A 17241-nucleotide genomic window follows, 5' to 3' on the forward strand; every position below is an offset into this window, starting at 1 on the left:
TTCTTCTTAAAAATTGACTTCTTCACCATCCTGTTGTACTATGTGTACTATAAATAGTAGTACACATAGTACGGACGCGGAAGGAGTGGAATGCCTGCGCCATGATACAACTGAACGAGCGGAGCATGATGCCGATCTACGAGCAGATCGTGCAGCAGCTGAAGGAATCGATTGCGAAAGGGATCCTGCAGGAAGGCGACAAGCTGCCGTCGGTAAGAGAGCTGTCGGCCCAACTGCTGGTTAACCCGAACACCGTCGCCAAGTCGTTCCAGGAGCTGGAGCGGCAAGGCGTGATCGCCACGCTGCGGGGTAAAGGAACATTCGTCGCGAAGCCGGCCGCCTCGCCCGGCATGGAGCGCGAGCGCACCGAGCATCTCCAGGAAGAGCTGCGAGCCGTCATTGTCGAGGCGAGACATCTCGGCATCAGCCGGGAACAGTTTGCGGCGTGGACGGACGAAGAATGGAAACGTTTTGGAGGCGATGAATCATGATAACCGTTAAAGGCTTAAGAAAGTCGATCGAAGACCGCATCGTGCTCGCGAACGTCCACTTCGCGCTGACGCCCGGCAGCGTCGCCGGCTTGATCGGCCGCAACGGAGCGGGCAAGACGACGCTCCTGAAAACAATGGCCGGCATCCTCGACCCGGACATGGGTACCGTCGAATACGAAGGCGTCCCCGTTCACGCCCATCCGGAGGTCAAGCGCAGCATCGTTTTCGTGCCGGATGCACCGGAGGCATTTTACGGCTACACCCCGCTGGAGAGCGCCAAGCTGTACGCGATGATCTACCCGGATTTCGACATGGCGTTTTTCCTCGCCACGCTGGAGAGATTCGGCTTGAACAAGTCGAGAAGAGTGAAACAGTACTCCAAAGGCATGCGCATGCTGTTCAGCATTACACTCGGACTGGCGACCCGCGCCAAAGTCGTGCTGCTCGACGAGCCTACGAACGGAATCGATCCGATCGCCAAGAAGCAAGTGCTGACGCTGCTCATGGAGGCTGCAGAGGAAGGCGTCACCTTGGTCATTTCCTCACATCTCCTCGATGAGCTGGAACGTATTACGGATACGGTCCTGCTGATGAAGGACGGATTGATCGAGCAGTCGATGTCGGCGGACACGATGGGGGACACTGTGCTGAAGCGCCAGATCGTCTTCCGCGGGCAGCCGCCGACAGGATGGCTGGATCGGCCGGATATCCACGTGCTGGACCACATCGGTCGCGTCTATACGGTCCTGATCCAGACGGAGCGAGGAGCGGAGGCGCTGGAGAGGCTGAAGGCGGCCGATCCGCTGCTGAACGAGCCGCTCCCGGTGAAGCTGGAGGATTTGTTTATATGGAAGCTGGGGGGACAAGCGAATGTGGAATAAAGCCTTATGGTGGAAAGAGTATAGGCAAGTGATGTGGCTCGTCTGGATTTTTCCCATCGTCCATTTTCTCTTGCTCGGCATGCAGCGCTTCGATAAGTGGATTCTGGAATGGGAAGAGAAAAGCAGGCTATATCCCCGGACGATCACGGATATGGCCGTTGCCTACAACAACGGGGATATGGAAAGCGTGACGCGTGTCATCCTGTGTTTGCTGGTTGCCTTGTTGGGCGGCATGCTGCTCGGCGCCGAACGCCGTAACGGGGTGCAGGAGCTGATGTTCGCCATGCCCTATACGCGCAAGCAGCTGTTTTGGACGAAATGGATGTTCGGGCTGGTGCTGATTATGGGTTCCACCTTGCTCAACTCCGCGATCGACATCGCGATTGTTCTGAATTCGCCGATCGCCTCGTTTTTCAGCTTCAACTATCATCTGTTTCAGTGCGTGTACACGATTTTTATTCTCATGGCTGTCTACGCGACTGTTCTGTTCATCGGCACGATCAGCGGCAGCATGGCTTCTCAATTGATTTTCTCAGGCATATTCGCCGCCTTGCCGATCGGATTCAGCGTGCTGCTGGAAGTGTTCCTGGAAGTGAACGGTTGGGAGCGGGTGCGGTATTACACCGACAGCTATCCTAGCTCATTGAACATGTGGATGGAAAATATAAGCCTGGTCAGCTACTTATACATGGGAATGGAGTATACGGATGCGTTGCCGATCATCGTGCCTGGTGTCTATTTGCTGCTTTTCACCGTATGGGGATATTGGCTCTATGAGCGCAACCGGCTAGAGAACAACGGTAAACTGATGCTTTTTCCGATCGGGGAGACGACTCTGAAAATCGGCTTCGTGGTGTGCACATCGCTACTGGGGGCGGCCTTCCTGTACGGAATATTCCAAAATAAGGCGTTTATGTACTATGTCGGGCTGCTTGTTTCTATCGTGTTCAGCACGCTGCTCATTCGACGGATGACCAAGGTCAGGTGGAAAGTATAATTCGAGAGCGGAGAGGAGGGGAACCGGATGTTCAAATCAAGCAAGGAGCTGCTGACGCTTGTGGTGGTCACTCTAGTGCTGACGGGATTCAGCTACGGCTTGCAGCCCGGGCGGACTGAGCTGGTGGAGGAAAATATCGATTCCGTCTCGGTCGACAGTCATGGCGTAGGGGGATTGAAGAACTATAAAGATGCGGAGACGATTCGTGCGGCATCGGAGCTGCTGAACGGACTGGATCAGGAGATGACGGAGTCGAATTATCGGGAGAAATGGCAATTTACAAATGTGAACAACTACACGGTACGGATCAATATGAAGGACGGCTCCACCCGTACCTTTTTCATCGAAGCTATGCGGAACCGTGGGGAAGCGTACGTGCATCCGTTCAACCGAGAGCGGACCTATATGTACCCGAACGAGAAATTGGAGCCCCTGGTGCATGACGAATGGGGAGCAAGATAAAAAAGAACGGCCTGAAGCTGAGCGAATCGGCTTTGGGCTTTTTTGTTCTTCCGGGGTTGCAACATCGGACTTTCGATACTAAAATGTATAAGAAGTCATGAAATCGGCATATAAGGTGGAATTAATCATGCATATTACAATTTTGGCGGGAAGCAACCGCAAGGAATCGACGAGCACCCGGCTCTGTGAGTATATTCAGCGTCAAATGGAGGCCAAAGGCTGCACCGTGGAGCTGTTTGATTTGTATAAGAAGCCTCTTCCGTTTTTTAACGCGGACAACCGCAATCCGGATGACGCCAACCTGCAGGAGCTTAAGCTTACGATGCTGAAGACGGATGCCGTCGTGCTCAGCACCCCGGATTACCACGGAGGGATGACCGGCGTGTTGAAAAATGCGCTCGATTTTCTCGGCTTCGATCATTTCGACGGCAAAGCCGTGCTCTCGGTCAGCTCGTCGGGCGGCGCGGTTGGCGTAAGCCCGTTGCAGCAGCTGCAAGTGACGGTGCGCAACGTACACGGGATCAACTGCCCCGAGTGGATCTCGATCGGCGCCGAGTTTCGCCAGTTCGACGAAGAAGGCGCACCGGCGAACGAGAAACTCAAGCAACGGACGCTCAAGACGATCAACTATTTCATTCAGATGGCGGCCAAGCTGAGAGCTTGATCGCATCAAAAACGGCGGGACCGCTCAAGAAGCGGATCCCGCCGTCTTCATTATGGCACACCATACGCGACACCCGGCGTATACGTATTGCCGGCATTCCAGAGCAGAAACTCGTCGATGCCGTTGTCGTGCAAGGCACGGATTTGTTCTTCAACCTCATGTTTGCCGTACTTGATATAGCCTTGCACCCAGGACGCCGTAAAATCTTGCAGCCAGGGCCGGATAATCGGCTTCTCGGCTGCTGCGGCAAGCGGCTCGAGCTTCTTGTGCGTGTCGGCCATCGCCCCGTTGATCGTGGCGTAAGGCGCCGCATCCGGCACCTTGGAGCCGAACCAGCCCGGTCCGTAGTGGCTAGGGTACACCATAGGCGAGATCACGTCGACTTGCTTCGAGATTTTCTCGAAATCTTGCCCGATGCCTTCCGCGGCGGGGACAGAGGCGGCATAGCCGAAGATGTCGACGGATACGCGCACCCCTAGCGGGGCCAGCTGCTCTCTGGCGTACTTCACGAAATCGGCTACAATGTCGGTGCGCGCCCGATCGTCGCGGTCATACTGCAGCGTATCCGCTCTTGTCTCGAAGCCTTCGGGAAAACGGACGTAATCGAACTGGATTTCCTTGAACCCGGCTTTCGCCGCTTCTTTGGCAACCGCCACGTTGTATTCCCATACTTCCTTCCGGTAAGGGTTCAGGAAGCTGTCCGGCGGGTTTTTCCCATTATTCCACAAGGTCCCGTCCGGATTGCGAAACGACAGCTCCGGCCGTTGCTTCGCCAATACCGTATCCTTGAACACAACGACTCTGGCGATCGGGTAAACGTCGTGCTGGTTGAGCTTTTCCATGAGCGCCGGCATATTCGAGATGATTTTCTGCGTCGTTCCCAGCGCTTCCAGCTCTGGATTGCCCGTCTGGTATGTGATGTAGCCGAAATCATCCTTCACGTCGATCACCATAGCATTCAGCTCGGTCTCGTCCATCAGCTTGAGCAGCGTCTCCATTCTCGAGCCGGCCGCACTGTGGGCGGTGGCGTAGACGCCTTTTACGATCGGAGCGGTGCCGGTTTGCGGGTCCTTCTTGACCGCGGATTGCCCGGTGCCGGTGGAGCCGTTTGGCGCTTGCTGCTCCGCCGCTTGCGCGGCTTGGGCTTGCTGAACGTAAGTCTGCAGCGCCTGCTCCATCGACACCCTATCCGGCGACCCGCCTGTCAAACTTCCCCATAACGCGATCAGCGCCGCGAACAGCAGCTCCATTTTCGATGCCCCCTCGTTTCGTCTAGTTGCGGTGTCCGTAACTCCGCTTGCTTTGCCCAACCTATTCGCGCTTCACAATCATTATAGATGGCGGTCTCGAAGCCCGGTAAGAGTCATCTGTAGGATTTTGATGGCTTTTGTCGACTGTTTCGAGTACGATTAGGTGGATTGCCATCCTATATTAGAGATAAGAGTGAAGAGAACATGCAGCCGCCTTACAAGACACCCCCACTAACGCTTATCAAAAGTGTCCTGTTTTCTTATTACGCGATCAATGCTACATTGCTTCCCTATTTGCCCTCCTACTTCGGGCTGCGGGGCTATTCCGCCGTCGAGATCGGCTGGCTGATGAACATCGGGCCGTTCATGGCGATGTTCGCCTCGCCGGTATGGGGCGTCGTCAGCGATCGCTACCGCGCGCTCAAGCAAGTGATTCTGCTGCTGTGGGCGCTTGCGATCGCTGCGAGCATCGGTCTGTTCGTTACCGAAGCGTTCCCGGCAGCGCTGCTGTTCGTCTTGCTGCTATACTTCTTCATGTCGCCTTCGGCGCCGCTTCTGGATACGCTGGTTGTCCGGACGGTCGATGGCTCGCGATCGAGCTACGGCTCGGTACGGCTGTGGGGCTCCATCGGGTTTTGCGTCGTCGCCTTCGCCAGCGGCTACGTGCTGCAGATGATCGGCGGCTTGTCCGGAATCCCCTATTTATTCTGGAGCTTGTGGATCATTCCAATTGTATTGCTGGTGATATTGAAAATACCTTCGTCGTCGAGCGCCAGGCCGGTCCGCTTGGACGATATTCGTCGGTTGCTCGGCAATAAGAGACTGTTGTGGTTCCTCGTGCTGCTGTTCGTCATCGCCATCCCGCACCGGATGAACGACGTGATGTTCACGCTCGTGCTGACCGAGATCGGCGTCTCCGACCGCAGCCTGGGCATGGCATGGTTCTTCGCAGCGCTTAGCGAGATCCCGACATTCGCTTTGCTCGGCCGCTATATGCATCGCTTGAACGAGCTGTCCGTCATGCTGATCGCCACGCTGCTGTACGCGATACGCTGGATTTTTTACGGATTCGTGGACGACCCGGCCATCCTCATCCTGCTGCAGACCACGCATGCGATTACGTTCGCCGCGTTCTGGATCGCCGCCGTGCAGTTCGTCGTTCGGCTTGTGCCGGAGGAGCTCGGCTCGACCGGCCAGACCGTGCTGTCCGCCGTCTTCGTCGGTTTGGCCGGCATTGTGGGCGGGATCGGCGGCGGCTTCATCATGGACGAGCTGGGGAAGGACCCGCTATATTATTTCAGTTCCGTCATTTGTGTAATTGGAGCGGGAATGCTCATAGCCACACGGATGTACTGGAAACGGATCAACGCCGAGTTTTAATGGAAACGAACGCAAAAAAAGACGCCTTAGTGAAGAAAGGCGTCTTTTTGATGTTCAGAAATGCTGAATTGAATAATCTCCATTACATCGGCTGACTCCAGGGCATCCAAGCCGTTCCGGAGCACAATATCCGAGTTCAGCTCGCAATGGCGGAGGAACGGATACAGCTCGGGTGTTAATTTCATTACAATCCTGGACAGTTTTACGGTTTCCATCTTCGTCACCTTCCAATCCTGCGAATTTGAATTCGTGATTAGAAAATACAAAAAGTGGAGCCAAGAGGTGAAGCCAGAACTATATGAAATTACATTCCTATTATACCATAATATCCGGCAGAAAAAGACCACTTTTTGACTAGAGGGTTGCCCTTTTTTTTCCATGAAAGCCGCTGAATGCCGATGGGACTCATTTATGCCGACGAAATTCGCCGATGATATCGACGGTTTCCACGATGTTGACGAACGCTTTCGGGTCGATTTCGCGAATGATTTTGCGCAGCTCCGCCAATTCGTAGCGGGAGGTGACCGTCATCAGCATGTCTTGGCTGCTTTTCGTATAAGCCCCCTCTGTCTTAATGACCGTCACGCCTCGGGGCAGCCGATGCAGCCGTTCGACGATTTGGTCTTTGCAGCGGGTGACGATGAAGGCCGTTACTTTGAGCTGACGGATATGAATCATATCGACTACTTTGCCGGTGACGAAAATCGAGAGCATCGAACGCAGTGCCAAGTCCCAGTTGAACAAATAGCCGAGCATCACGACGACGCCGGAGTTGAGAGCGAAGATAGCGGTCCCGATCGGGAAATTCCAGCGCAAAGACAAAATATAACCCACAATATCGAAACCGCCGGACGACCCGCCTGCCCACAAGGAAATACCGCAGCCGATGCCGATCAGCACGCCTCCGAATACTGCCCCGAGCAGTGGGTCCTGGATGAACGGCTCCTCAGGTATAACCTGCATGAAGTAGGTCGTCAATGCTACGGCCACGATGCTCAGCAGAACGAACCGCCTGCCGACGGCGATCACCCCCCAGACGATAATGGGAATGTTGAATAGCAAATAGAGCAGTCCGATATTCCATTCTGTGTAATAGCCGATTATCATCGCAACCCCGGACACTCCGCCGCTCAGCAGCTGGTGGGGGATAAGGAAGCGGTTGAAGCCCGCTGCTACGAGTATGGCGCCGAATAGAATAAGCAGCAGGCTAATGGCGTTGCGTATGTTCAGATGCCGTGTCATGTCGGATCCCTCCGACGTTTAGTATGGGTGACCAGCATCGGTTTCCATGCATGATGCGGCTGCGGGGCAACAAAAAAAGCTCCCCGTTGCAGGGAAGCTCAGGCGGCTTGCGTCGTGCAATCAGCGCTTCTTCGAGGAGAAACTGCCGCTACGTTTGGTAGTGGAAGGTTTGCTCGTCTTGACCGTCGGCGCGGACCCGTCGTTTTTGCGGACCGAGGACGAGGAGCTGCTCTTCGAAGAAGATGAAGTGCTGCTCTTGGTCGACGACGAGGAACTGCTGGACGAAGACGACGAGGATGTCGATCCGGTAGAAGGCTTCGTCGTGAAATTGCCGGTGCTGCCCGAGCTGCTTGCGCTTGGGGGAGGCGTGCCGGATGTCGAGCCGCTCTTCGGATCCGACGTGGCTGTGTTGCCCTTGGTCGAGAAGCTGCCCGTACCTGTCGACGTCGTAGGCTGCTTCACGTCCGTATTGTTCTTCGGGATCGTGCTGGTGGAGGTCTTCCCCGTCGATGAGTATCCTTTGTAGGTCGGGGTTCCGGAAGATACGGTGCGCTTCGACCATTTGTCCCCGAGCAGGGAGTCCAGCATGACGGCGGTTATATACCCCTGCAGGAACGACGAGTCATAGTGCTGTTTGGCATATTCGATCGAGTCGACCTCGATAATGGAGTTTAGCTCATTGGCCGAGTCCTTCTGTACGTTGATGATGCGGTTGTCGTACACGAGGAACATTTGGTCCGTGCTTTCCTTGCTCATTTCCTTCGGCTTCTCTTGCGCAGCTATATCGCGGGCCGTATCGGGAACGGTCTTGCCTTCGGCGAGATAGATCCGGGATGCGGCTTTCCCTTTGCCGTCGACGTCGACGAGCGGGTACTGCTCCTTCACGTAGCTGCTTGCGTTCGAACAGCCTGCTACTAGAGCGGCCATCAGCAAAAGCGCCAGCCAGCCTTTCCAACGTTTCATCCGGCATCCGCCTCCTTCAGATCAGTTATTTCTTGGCTGCGTTCGGACTTGCGGCCTGCAGCCGCTTCACTTCCGCGGCGGGAATGCGGTTGCCCTGCATCGCTACGAACTTGCCGTCCTGCCATTGCAGGAAGAAGTGTTTCTCCTGATTGGCATAGTACCGCCAGATCAATACCTCGTCATTGCTGCGGAAATCGGTCCGGCCTTCCGTCCGCGTGACGTCCTTGCGATTCCACTCCAGCTCGAAGGTCGTTTCCCCGTCCAGCACAAGTGTGGTAGGCACGTCGCTGGGATCGTCAAGCGAACCTTCCAGAAACTCGCACATGTAGCAGTCCATCGCACGGCCTTTCTCAACGATCAGGCAATCGATGCGGCGGCCGCTTTGCAAATAATAGGCGAACCGGTGCGGCGCGAAGCCGCGGTCGAAGTAGGTGACCTTGCCGGTTACGATATATTCCTCCAGATCGACGGTCACGATATCGCCTACGCCCGTCTCCTCGAGCGGGTGAAGCAGCGAAGCCGGGGCCGGCTCCGGTTTATGCGACTGGCTCTTCAAAATGGATCCGATTCTTTTCCACACCGACATGGCAGCACTCTCCTTGCGCCTGGGCAATCCCAAGATTCTTAACTCATTATACGGGATTCCGAACGGCTAAGTTGCAAAAATTTATAGGTGCCTTGATGGGGGCTTCACCCAAATTCGAAAGCATTCCGCCCCTGCACTGGAAATGCGAAAGGGAGCTGTGCTATAATAACAAAGATATTCTTAAGTTCGGCTAGTATTTTCCAGGTGGAAAATGCTTTTTTTTACGATCAGCTTGCTGATTAGGGGCGAATAGTGCCGTGTGCCGGAAATTTGGAAAAAGGTACATGAAGTTGTGATCGTGTGTCTTCGATAAAAGTCGTGCTTAAGGGTAAATTTAATACTTGGCAAGGGAAAATGGAAGGCCCTGAGAGTAAAGGAGAAGAAAACATTTGAAAGCTTTTTCAGAATTTGAGTTGGACCCGAAGGTACTTCGGGCAATTACGGAGATGGGATTCGAGGAATCGACCCCAATCCAGGAGAAAACGATTCCCCTCGCGCTGGAGGGCCGGGACTTGATCGGTCAAGCGCAGACGGGGACAGGCAAAACCGCTGCATTCGGTATTCCGGTCATCAGCCGGATTGAACCTACGGAAGACCGCATTGTATCGCTGATTATGTGCCCTACACGGGAACTTGCGATCCAGGTAGCGGAAGAAATCAGCAAGCTCGGCCGTTTCAAGGGCATTCGCTCGCTGCCGATCTATGGCGGTCAAGATATCGTCAAGCAAATCCGCGCGCTGAAGAAGAGACCGCAGATCATTATCGGTACGCCGGGCCGTCTGCTCGACCACATCAACCGCAAGACGATCAAGCTCGACAACGTGACGACCGTCGTTCTGGACGAAGCGGACGAGATGCTCGACATGGGCTTCATGGAAGACATCCAGGCCATCTTGAGCCTTGTGCCGGAAGAGCGCCATACGATGCTGTTCTCGGCTACGATGCCGGAGAACATCAAGAAGCTGGCCAAGCAGTTCCTGCGCGAGCCGGAGCATGTATCGGTCATTCCGAAGCAAGTCAGCGCCCCGCTGATCTCCCAATTCTACATCGAGCTGCATGAGAAGCAGAAGTTTGACGCACTGTGCCGCCTGCTGGACATGGAATCGCCTGATCTGGCGATCATCTTCGGCCGGACGAAGCGCCGCGTCGATGAGCTGTCCGAAGCGCTGCAGAAGCGCGGCTACTCGGCCGAAGGGCTGCACGGCGACCTGTCGCAGAACCAGCGCGACCACGTTATGCGCAAGTTCCGCGACGGCAGCATCGACGTGCTCGTGGCGACCGACGTCGCTGCGCGCGGTCTGGACGTCTCCGGCGTAACGCATGTTATCAACTTCGACCTGCCGCAGGATCCGGAGAGCTATGTTCACCGGATCGGCCGTACAGGTCGCGCCGGCCGCGAAGGCAGTGCTTGGACGTTCGTGACGCATCGCGAGATCGACCATCTGCACTTCATCGAGCGCCTGACTCGCCACAAAATTGCGCGCAAGCCTGTGCCTAGTATGGCGGAAGCTATCGAAGGCAAGCAGCGCGTGACGGCGGAGCGCGTGCTGGAAGTCGTCAATTCCGAATCGTTCGGCGAGTTTAAGGGCATCGCCATTCAATTGCTTGAGCAATATGATTCCGTACAACTGGTTGCAGCTGCAATGAAGCTCCTGACCGGTGAGAAACGCGATATCGAGATCGAGCTGACACCGGAAGATCCGCTTCGCGCCAAGAAGCGCCGTCCGGACATCCGCAGCTCCGGCCGCAGAATGCCAGGCTCCTACGTGCGTGACGGCCAAAGCAGCGGCGGCAGCTACTCCGGCGACCGTCGTAGTAGTGGCGGTGGCGGCGGCTATGGCCGCAGCGGCGACGGCAACCGTGGCGGCAGCAGCGGCGGCGGATACCGCGGCAACAGCGGCAGCGGCAGCCGTGGCGGGTACGACCGCGATCGCGGCGGCAGCCGCGAGGGCGGGGATCGCCGCCGGTACGAAGGCGGCGGCGACTACGATCGCCGCAAGTCCAACGACTCCAAGGAGTTCGTGAACAGCTAATAAGGCGTTGCTTTTGAGCCGCCGCAGGGACTTTTGTCTCTGCGGCGGCTTTTTTGTGCTGGAGTCCGACTTTTTCCTGGCTACAGGAGGCGCCCGCTAATTGTAGGGATGCTCCAGTCCGAGTTTCTCCACTTCCAGAGGCGTTATTACGCACCTCTTACAGAAACCCCCGCTCCAATTCGGCAAACTCGGACTGGGGAGCCTAATCAGCCAAGGAGCGGCCTTGCAGTCCGTCTTTTTCGGACTGCATCCAGCGGTTACTTGGCGTTCGGGGGAGGGGGACAGGACCGAACAGATTGGCATTCTAATTGAGAATGATACTTTTTCTCAATTAACTATTTACAGGGAGGCGAGAGCCGTGATATTGTATGTGTCATGAAACTGATAATCATTATCAAATAAACGCTTCGATTGTGAAAGTCACGGTTCCCTAGATTAAGCCGCATCGAAGCTGTTTCCCTAATCCAATCCGCAACTGCCGATCGGAGGATAACCATTGGCAAGCCTTAGCAAATCCAGAGCCAGCATCATCATAATCACATCCAGTCTCCTCCTTGCAGCGGTTATCCTGTCGATCGGTTTAGGCAGCGTAAGGTACACGCCGCTTGAGATTTTCGATGCTCTAATTGGACGCGGAGGAGAAGCTTCCACCACGATCCTGTGGGATATCCGGATTCCGAGAGTGATGCTCGCCGTTATTATCGGAGCGAATCTGGCGATCTCGGGGGCGCTCCTCCAGGCGGTTATGCACAATCCGCTGGCGGATCCCGGGCTGACCGGCGTCTCCAGCGGGGCCGCGGTCGCCGTCCTATTCGTCCTGCTCATCGTGCCGGAATACTCCAGCTTGATTCCGCTCCTGGCGATCGTCGGAGGCGGCTCGGCAGCCGCGATGGTGTACGCGTTAGCGTGGAAACGCCGAGGCATCACCCCGATCCGCGTCATCCTGTCGGGCGTTGCAGTGAACGCCGTGTTCGGCGGCATTATCGGCCTCATGTCGATCCTGTACAGCGACAAACTTCCTGCGGCGCTGCAATGGTTGAACGGAAGCCTGTCCGGGAAAGGGAGAAGCGATGCGCTCGTCATCCTGCCGTATTCAGTGGCCGGCTGGATCGCTGCTTACTTCTGCATCCGCCAGGCGAATATTCTCCGGCTGGGCGAACAAGCGGCGCGCAACCTGGGCGAGAATTTGAACCGGACTCGGCTGTTGCTGTCGTTCCTGGCCGTCTACTTGGCTGCCGTCTCCGTCTCAACCGTCGGGATGGTCGGCTTCGTCGGTCTGGTTGTCCCTCATATGGCGCGGATGATGGTCGGCTCCGATTACAAGAACCTGCTCCCGATGAGTACCGTGTTAGGCTCGCTTGTGTTGCTCATAGCGGACACGGGCGGCAGGTCGCTGTTCGCTCCGCTGGACATTCCGTCCGGCATTGTCATGGCGGTAATCGGGGGACCTTATTTCTTATATCTCATGCGAAAAGGGGATGTGTAACATGCTGGAAACCCAAGCCTTAACAATAAGCTACGAAGGCTCGGCCATCGTCAAGGACGTCTCGCTCAAAGTCGAGGCAGGGGAGGTCGTCTCGATTATCGGACCGAACGGCTCCGGCAAATCGACCCTTCTTAAGGGCATGTCCCGCCTTATCCCATGCGAGCGCGGAGCAGTCTGCATCGACGGCCAGGAGCTCCGCACGCTGAAGAGCAAACGCATCTCGCAGCTGATGTGCATCCTCTGCCAATCCAACCAGACGCCGGGGGATATGACGGTGGAGGATCTCGTCTCATACGGGCGGCTGCCGCACAAAAAATGGTACGAACGGCTGAATGCAGAAGACTATGAAATCGTCGAGTGGGCGCTTGCCAAAACGGGGCTCCTAACGTTTCGTGAACGTCTCGTAGTATCGCTCTCCGGCGGCGAAGCGCAGCGCGCCTGGATTGCGATGGCGCTTGCTCAGCGCTCCAAAGTGCTGCTGCTGGACGAACCTACAACCTACCTCGATATCGCGCATCAACTGGAGGTGCTCGAGCTGGTGCGAACCGTCAATCGCGAGCTGGGCATCACAGTCGTCATGGTGCTGCACGATCTCAATCAAGCGAGTGCTTACAGCGATAAAATTTGTGTCATCCAGAGAGGCTCTATCGCAACGACCGGCAAACCTTGCGACGTGCTGACGCCGGAGCTGATTCGCAACGTATATGGTGTAGAAGCGGAAGTGCAGCCGATGCCGGACAAAGGGTATCCACGCATTCATCCGCTTCGCAAAGCCGAAGGATTAGTTCATTAACCATCCAGAAAACCGTCCGCGGCTCGGGCGGTTTTTTCGCTCCGGCCCGTCTCGAAAACTTTTGCATTTTCCGAACGGGATACGGTATTATGGTAGATGACATAAGTCGAAGGGGGATTCGGTTTTGGAATTTCGTGGAATAATGGGCGGCTTCTACCGCATTTCGGAATGGATCATGCGCTTGTCAGTCATCAATGTGCTGTGGGTGATCTGCTCGTTTCCTTTCTTTTACCTGGTGCTAGCCGGTTTGATCGCAATCAGCGAAAATCCTGATGTTTGGGTGCAATCGCTTACTTTGCTGGCTATCGTCTCCCCGTTTACGCTGTTTCCGGCGACCGCGGCCGTTTTCACCGTTGCCCGCAAATGGGTGACGGGCGATACGGACGTCTCGCTGTTCAAGACGTATTTTCGCGGGTACAAAGAAAACTACTTGCAGGCTATGCTTGGCGGCATTTTCTACATCCTGCTGACCGTCATCGTGATCGTCAACTACAAGTTTTATTTGGAGCAGAGCAATACGCTCAGCTTGCTGTCCGTCTTGTTCATTATCCTGCTTGTCATTTTAGGCGCGTCCATGTTCCATTTCTTCTCCCTGATGGTGCACTTCCATATGAAGCTGTTCCAGCTGCTGAAGAATGCGATTCTGATCACGATCGGCAATCCGCTCATTACGATCATGCTGATCGTATCCAACGGTGCGGTGGCATACGTCAGCTTTACGAAGTTTACGTTCCTCATCCCGTTCTTCATGGGCAGCATCATGGCGACGCTCTCGTTCTTCTGGTTCAACCGGATATTCGACAAGATCAAGACGAGAACGGAGAAGGAGCAGAAGAAGAAGGAAGAGCAAGAGGCGAAGGCGGAAGCGGAGCGGCTTGAAGCGGAAGGCGGCGTCCGCAAGGACGGCGTGGAGCGGTTTGCGGACGGCGATTTCGACCGGGATAGCCATCGCTCGGTGAACGATTCGGACGAGCGTAAATAATACGATTTATGCTGCGAAGTGGAGCCGTTTGTCGCTTATTTCCAGAATGGGAATAGGTGGGCTGGCGGCTTCGGTTTACTTTTTGTTTCGGATGTGCCTATAATAGAGCTACAATTGAATGCATAGCGAACGCTCCTGCGATGTTCGTCACGATTTTCCGAATGTTTTAAACCAATGAAACATTGTTCGGGAGTCCTACATTGCTGCCCCGATGACACGCCCTCGAAAAGGGACTTCAGACTGGCCGCTGCGGACACCCACCTGCGAGAGCGGGTTTGAAACAAGAGAATCGAACGACATATGCGGGTTTCTTTTTTTTGTGCACAGATTTTGGGGGCTCGATTTTTTCAAATACATATCCGGTGGTGACTTGTAATGAAAATCTTTATCGACACGGCCAATGTGGAGGAAATTCGCTCGGCGCACAACCTAGGCATACTCGCAGGTATAACGACCAACCCGTCTCTGATCGCCAAGGAAGGCAAGGACTTCTTCGCCACTCTGCGTGAGATCATCTCGATCGTAGGCGACCAAATTCCGATCAGCGCTGAAGTCATCTCGCTGGAAGCGAACGAAATGATCGAGCAAGGCAAGAAGCTCGCCGCGATTTCGCCGAACATCGTTGTGAAGGTGCCGATGACGCCTGACGGCTTGACGGCTACGCGCGGATTGACCGATCTCGGCATCCAGACGAATGTAACGTTGATTTTCAGCTCCACGCAAGCGATTCTGGCCGCCCGTGCAGGTGCTACGTTCGTATCGCCATTCATCGGCCGCCTGGATGACATCAACCAAGTCGGGATGAACTTGATTCGCGAGATTTCGCAAATTTTCCAAGTGCAAGGCATTCAGAGCGAGATTATCGCGGCAAGCGTCCGCCACACGGCGCATGTGATCGAGGCGGCACTGGTCGGCGCTCATATCGCTACGGTTCCTCTCAAGGTCATCCATCAAATGATCAAACATCCGCTGACCGATCAAGGCATCGAGAAGTTCACCGCCGATTGGGAAAGCGCCAAGCTGAGCAAGTTCTAAAGCTATCATTCGCGAATTCGAATAGAACGTCTTCAATCCCTTCATACTAACGACAACACGGATGCATGTCCGGAATCGTGAGGATGGAGGGATTGTTGCTATGCGCAAATTCAACAGATTCGAAGGGTCGGAGCGATGGAGGTCGCATACGGGCTGGACGATTGCCCTCGGATTGGCTGTGTTATTGTTGGCTGCCCTGCTCGTGCCGCAAGCTACCTATTCGTTCGGCTCGCAAATATTACGGTACGGGGCGCAAGGGACTGATGTTCGCGAGCTGCAAGGAAGGCTTCAATACTTGGACTATTACCGGGGGCGGATCGACGGCGATTTCGGCAGCCAGACGCTGCGGGCGGTGAAGGACTTTCAGTTCAAGTTCGGCATGAAGGTGGACGGCGTCGTCGGCCCGCAAACGAAAGTCCGGTTGTATAACGCGACGAAGAGCTGGGCGCCAGGCGCTGCCGGTCCCGGTCAGAGCACGGTGCCTCCGGCCAGCTCCGCTTTCAGCGACCAGGATAAGCGGATCATGGCTCAGGCAGTATACGGTGAAGCGCGGGGAGAACCGTATATCGGGCAAGTGGCGGTGGCTGCCGTTATTCTGAATCGCGTGCGCAGCTCTTCGTTTCCGAATACGATTTCGGGCGTTATTTTTCAACCTGGAGCATTCACAGCGGTGGCGGACGGCCAGATTTGGCTGACGCCGAACGACGTGTCACTGAAGGCGGTGAACGACGCGATCAATGGCTGGGATCCGACCGGGGAGGCGTTGTATTATTTCAATCCGGATACGGCGACATCGGCTTGGATCTGGACGCGTCCGCAGATCAAGAAGATCGGCAAACATATTTTTTGCAAATAAAGTGTGTAAAATTAGGTGAATGGAACGACATAAATCATCGATTTCCCCTTATGCATGACGTCCAAGTGTGATACAATGTGATCCTATAACACTTTTCCAAAGCGGGGGACGAAGCATAATGGAGAGAGAGCTGGCACTGGAAGTCGTTCGGGTAACGGAGATGGCGGCTTTGTCCGCCGCGCACTGGATGGGGCGAGGACGCAAGAACGAGGCGGATGAAGCGGCGACGACCGCGATGCGCCACATGTTCGATACCGTCTCGGTTCGGGGCACGGTGGTGATCGGCGAAGGCGAGATGGACGAAGCGCCGATGCTGTATATCGGCGAGCAGGTCGGCAGCCTGCAGGGTCCGGAAGTGGACGTTGCCGTCGATCCGCTGGAAGGGACGAATATCGTCGCCCGGGGGCTGGACAACGCGATCTCGGTGCTGGCTATCGCCGATAAAGGGAACTTGCTGCATGCGCCGGACATGTATATGGAGAAGCTTGCCGTGGGACCGGCTCTCGTCGGTAAAGTGGATATCAATGCTCCGCTCGAGGAGACGCTTCAGATCGCTGCCAAGGCGCTGAAGAAAAAGATAAGCGATTTGACCGTCATGATGCTCGACCGCGAGCGCCATGACATGATCGTCAAGACGCTGCGCAAGGTAGGCGTCCGGATCAAGTTCATCACCGACGGCGACGTGGCGGGGGCGATTGCGCCGGCGATGCCGGAGAGCGGCATCGACCTGTTCGTCGGCTCCGGCGGGGCGCCGGAGGGCGTGCTCGCGGCGGCGGCGCTCAAGTGCCTCGGCGGCGAGCTCCAGGGCCGGCTTATGCCGGGCAATGCCATCGAGTACCAGCGCTGTGTATCGATGGGGCTGGCCGATCCGTACAAGGTGCTGTCGATGGACGACATGGTCGGCCAAGACGATGTCATATTCGCCGCGACTGGCGTCACGTCCGGCAGCTTCCTGCAAGGCGTGCGCTACCTGGCCGGGGAGCGGGCGGAGACGCATTCGCTCGTCATGCGAGCGAAGACACGGACGATCCGGCACATCCGGACGCTGCACTACTTGCCGAACAAACAGCTCGTGCACAACGAGCCGCAGGAGTAGCGCGGCTGGCTTGGATGAACGATACTGCTACACCAGAAGACCGT

The 17241-nt window shown here is 55.8% G+C and carries 18 protein-coding genes and 1 other RNA gene; 14 read left to right on the forward strand and 5 right to left on the reverse strand.

Features of this window, described 5'->3' with window-relative positions; all coding sequences use genetic code 11:
• Nucleotides 1–101: 101 nt before the first annotated feature.
• From PKO02S_RS17490 to PKO02S_RS17510, 5 genes are all read left to right on the forward strand, one after another.
• A complete protein-coding gene (locus PKO02S_RS17490; protein WP_127585133.1) occupies nucleotides 102–491 on the forward strand; it encodes a GntR family transcriptional regulator in 390 nt (129 codons plus the stop codon).
• Nucleotides 488–1372 carry an ABC transporter ATP-binding protein gene (locus PKO02S_RS17495; RefSeq protein WP_127585134.1) on the forward strand — a complete coding sequence of 295 codons (885 nt, stop codon included), beginning with the start codon at nucleotides 488–490 and terminating at the stop codon, nucleotides 1370–1372. Before PKO02S_RS17490 ends, PKO02S_RS17495 begins: the two co-directional genes overlap by 4 nt.
• Nucleotides 1362–2369 carry an ABC-2 transporter permease gene (locus PKO02S_RS17500; protein WP_127585135.1) on the forward strand — a complete coding sequence of 336 codons (1008 nt, stop codon included), beginning with the start codon at nucleotides 1362–1364 and terminating at the stop codon, nucleotides 2367–2369. The genes PKO02S_RS17495 and PKO02S_RS17500 overlap by 11 nt, the downstream gene beginning before the upstream one ends.
• A 27-nt stretch (nucleotides 2370–2396) precedes the next feature.
• Nucleotides 2397–2831: a hypothetical protein gene (locus tag PKO02S_RS17505; protein ID WP_127585136.1), complete on the forward strand. Its 435-nt coding sequence runs from the start codon at nucleotides 2397–2399 to the stop codon at nucleotides 2829–2831.
• A gap of 127 nt (nucleotides 2832–2958) precedes the next feature.
• Entirely contained in the window at nucleotides 2959–3495 is a 537-nt protein-coding gene (locus PKO02S_RS17510; RefSeq protein ID WP_127585137.1) for an NADPH-dependent FMN reductase, read from the forward strand.
• Nucleotides 3496–3545: 50 nt separating this feature from the next.
• On the opposite strand, the gene PKO02S_RS17515 is transcribed toward PKO02S_RS17510, so the two are convergent.
• Complete coding sequence (locus tag PKO02S_RS17515) at nucleotides 3546–4745, reverse strand: putative glycoside hydrolase (protein WP_127585138.1); 1200 nt, start codon at nucleotides 4743–4745, stop codon at nucleotides 3546–3548.
• Nucleotides 4746–4949: 204 nt separating this feature from the next.
• Between PKO02S_RS17515 and PKO02S_RS17520 the strand changes: the two genes are divergently transcribed.
• Nucleotides 4950–6125 (forward strand): MFS transporter, encoded by a 1176-nt coding sequence (locus PKO02S_RS17520; RefSeq protein WP_127585139.1) that lies wholly within the window; start codon nucleotides 4950–4952, stop codon nucleotides 6123–6125.
• A gap of 26 nt (nucleotides 6126–6151) precedes the next feature.
• Here PKO02S_RS17520 and PKO02S_RS17525 read toward each other — a convergent pair whose 3' ends face one another.
• The 4 genes from PKO02S_RS17525 to PKO02S_RS17540 all read right to left on the reverse strand — a co-directional run bounded on the left by PKO02S_RS17525 (nucleotide 6152) and on the right by PKO02S_RS17540 (nucleotide 8916).
• Entirely contained in the window at nucleotides 6152–6340 is a 189-nt protein-coding gene (locus tag PKO02S_RS17525; protein ID WP_127585140.1) for a hypothetical protein, read from the reverse strand.
• Between the two features lie 190 nt (nucleotides 6341–6530).
• Nucleotides 6531–7367, reverse strand: coding sequence for a YitT family protein (locus tag PKO02S_RS17530; protein WP_127585141.1), 837 nt, complete (start codon nucleotides 7365–7367; stop codon nucleotides 6531–6533).
• 120 nt (nucleotides 7368–7487) lie between these two features.
• Complete coding sequence (locus PKO02S_RS17535) at nucleotides 7488–8330, reverse strand: DUF4247 domain-containing protein (protein WP_127585142.1); 843 nt, start codon at nucleotides 8328–8330, stop codon at nucleotides 7488–7490.
• A 25-nt stretch (nucleotides 8331–8355) separates the two neighbouring features.
• The gene (locus PKO02S_RS17540; RefSeq protein WP_127585143.1) at nucleotides 8356–8916 is read right to left on the reverse strand and encodes a DUF4178 domain-containing protein; all 561 of its coding nucleotides are present in this window, start codon (nucleotides 8914–8916) and stop codon (nucleotides 8356–8358) included.
• Between the two features lie 389 nt (nucleotides 8917–9305).
• Between PKO02S_RS17540 and cshA the strand changes: the two genes are divergently transcribed.
• From cshA to glpX, 8 genes are all read left to right on the forward strand, one after another.
• Complete coding sequence (cshA, locus tag PKO02S_RS17545) at nucleotides 9306–10949, forward strand: degradosome RNA helicase CshA (RefSeq protein WP_127585144.1); 1644 nt, start codon at nucleotides 9306–9308, stop codon at nucleotides 10947–10949.
• A 496-nt stretch (nucleotides 10950–11445) separates the two neighbouring features.
• On the forward strand, nucleotides 11446–12435 hold the full coding sequence (locus PKO02S_RS17550; RefSeq protein WP_127585145.1) for a FecCD family ABC transporter permease: 990 nt from the start codon (nucleotides 11446–11448) through the stop codon (nucleotides 12433–12435).
• 1 nt (nucleotide 12436) lies between these two features.
• Nucleotides 12437–13228 carry an ABC transporter ATP-binding protein gene (locus PKO02S_RS17555; protein ID WP_127585146.1) on the forward strand — a complete coding sequence of 264 codons (792 nt, stop codon included), beginning with the start codon at nucleotides 12437–12439 and terminating at the stop codon, nucleotides 13226–13228.
• A 124-nt stretch (nucleotides 13229–13352) separates the two neighbouring features.
• Nucleotides 13353–14210 (forward strand): YesL family protein, encoded by an 858-nt coding sequence (locus tag PKO02S_RS17560; RefSeq protein ID WP_127585147.1) that lies wholly within the window; start codon nucleotides 13353–13355, stop codon nucleotides 14208–14210.
• A gap of 129 nt (nucleotides 14211–14339) precedes the next feature.
• Nucleotides 14340–14523: non-coding RNA, 6S RNA (ssrS, locus tag PKO02S_RS17565), on the forward strand.
• 62 nt (nucleotides 14524–14585) lie between these two features.
• Nucleotides 14586–15245, forward strand: coding sequence for a fructose-6-phosphate aldolase (gene fsa / locus PKO02S_RS17570; RefSeq protein ID WP_127585148.1), 660 nt, complete (start codon nucleotides 14586–14588; stop codon nucleotides 15243–15245).
• A gap of 100 nt (nucleotides 15246–15345) precedes the next feature.
• On the forward strand, nucleotides 15346–16101 hold the full coding sequence (gene sleB, locus PKO02S_RS17575; protein ID WP_127585149.1) for a spore cortex-lytic enzyme: 756 nt from the start codon (nucleotides 15346–15348) through the stop codon (nucleotides 16099–16101).
• A 118-nt stretch (nucleotides 16102–16219) separates the two neighbouring features.
• Nucleotides 16220–17197 carry a class II fructose-bisphosphatase gene (glpX, locus tag PKO02S_RS17580; protein WP_127585150.1) on the forward strand — a complete coding sequence of 326 codons (978 nt, stop codon included), beginning with the start codon at nucleotides 16220–16222 and terminating at the stop codon, nucleotides 17195–17197.
• Nucleotides 17198–17241: the final 44 nt, after the last annotated feature.

The sequence above is a fragment of the Paenibacillus koleovorans NBRC 103111 genome (assembly GCF_004000845.1).
GTDB lineage: Bacteria > Bacillota > Bacilli > Paenibacillales > NBRC-103111 > Paenibacillus_AA > Paenibacillus_AA koleovorans.

Coding starts and splice junctions, on each gene's coding strand:
- PKO02S_RS17490 (WP_127585133.1), top strand. CDS start 102: ATGATACAACTGAACGAGCGGAGCATGATGCCGATCTACGAGCAGATC.
- PKO02S_RS17495 (WP_127585134.1), top strand. CDS start 488: ATGATAACCGTTAAAGGCTTAAGAAAGTCGATCGAAGACCGCATCGTG.
- PKO02S_RS17500 (WP_127585135.1), top strand. CDS start 1,362: ATGTGGAATAAAGCCTTATGGTGGAAAGAGTATAGGCAAGTGATGTGG.
- PKO02S_RS17505 (WP_127585136.1), top strand. CDS start 2,397: ATGTTCAAATCAAGCAAGGAGCTGCTGACGCTTGTGGTGGTCACTCTA.
- PKO02S_RS17510 (WP_127585137.1), top strand. CDS start 2,959: ATGCATATTACAATTTTGGCGGGAAGCAACCGCAAGGAATCGACGAGC.
- PKO02S_RS17515 (WP_127585138.1), bottom strand. CDS start 4,745: ATGGAGCTGCTGTTCGCGGCGCTGATCGCGTTATGGGGAAGTTTGACA.
- PKO02S_RS17520 (WP_127585139.1), top strand. CDS start 4,950: ATGCAGCCGCCTTACAAGACACCCCCACTAACGCTTATCAAAAGTGTC.
- PKO02S_RS17525 (WP_127585140.1), bottom strand. CDS start 6,340: ATGGAAACCGTAAAACTGTCCAGGATTGTAATGAAATTAACACCCGAG.
- PKO02S_RS17530 (WP_127585141.1), bottom strand. CDS start 7,367: ATGACACGGCATCTGAACATACGCAACGCCATTAGCCTGCTGCTTATT.
- PKO02S_RS17535 (WP_127585142.1), bottom strand. CDS start 8,330: ATGAAACGTTGGAAAGGCTGGCTGGCGCTTTTGCTGATGGCCGCTCTA.
- PKO02S_RS17540 (WP_127585143.1), bottom strand. CDS start 8,916: ATGTCGGTGTGGAAAAGAATCGGATCCATTTTGAAGAGCCAGTCGCAT.
- PKO02S_RS17555 (WP_127585146.1), top strand. CDS start 12,437: ATGCTGGAAACCCAAGCCTTAACAATAAGCTACGAAGGCTCGGCCATC.
- fsa (WP_127585148.1), top strand. CDS start 14,586: ATGAAAATCTTTATCGACACGGCCAATGTGGAGGAAATTCGCTCGGCG.
- sleB (WP_127585149.1), top strand. CDS start 15,346: ATGCGCAAATTCAACAGATTCGAAGGGTCGGAGCGATGGAGGTCGCAT.
- glpX (WP_127585150.1), top strand. CDS start 16,220: ATGGAGAGAGAGCTGGCACTGGAAGTCGTTCGGGTAACGGAGATGGCG.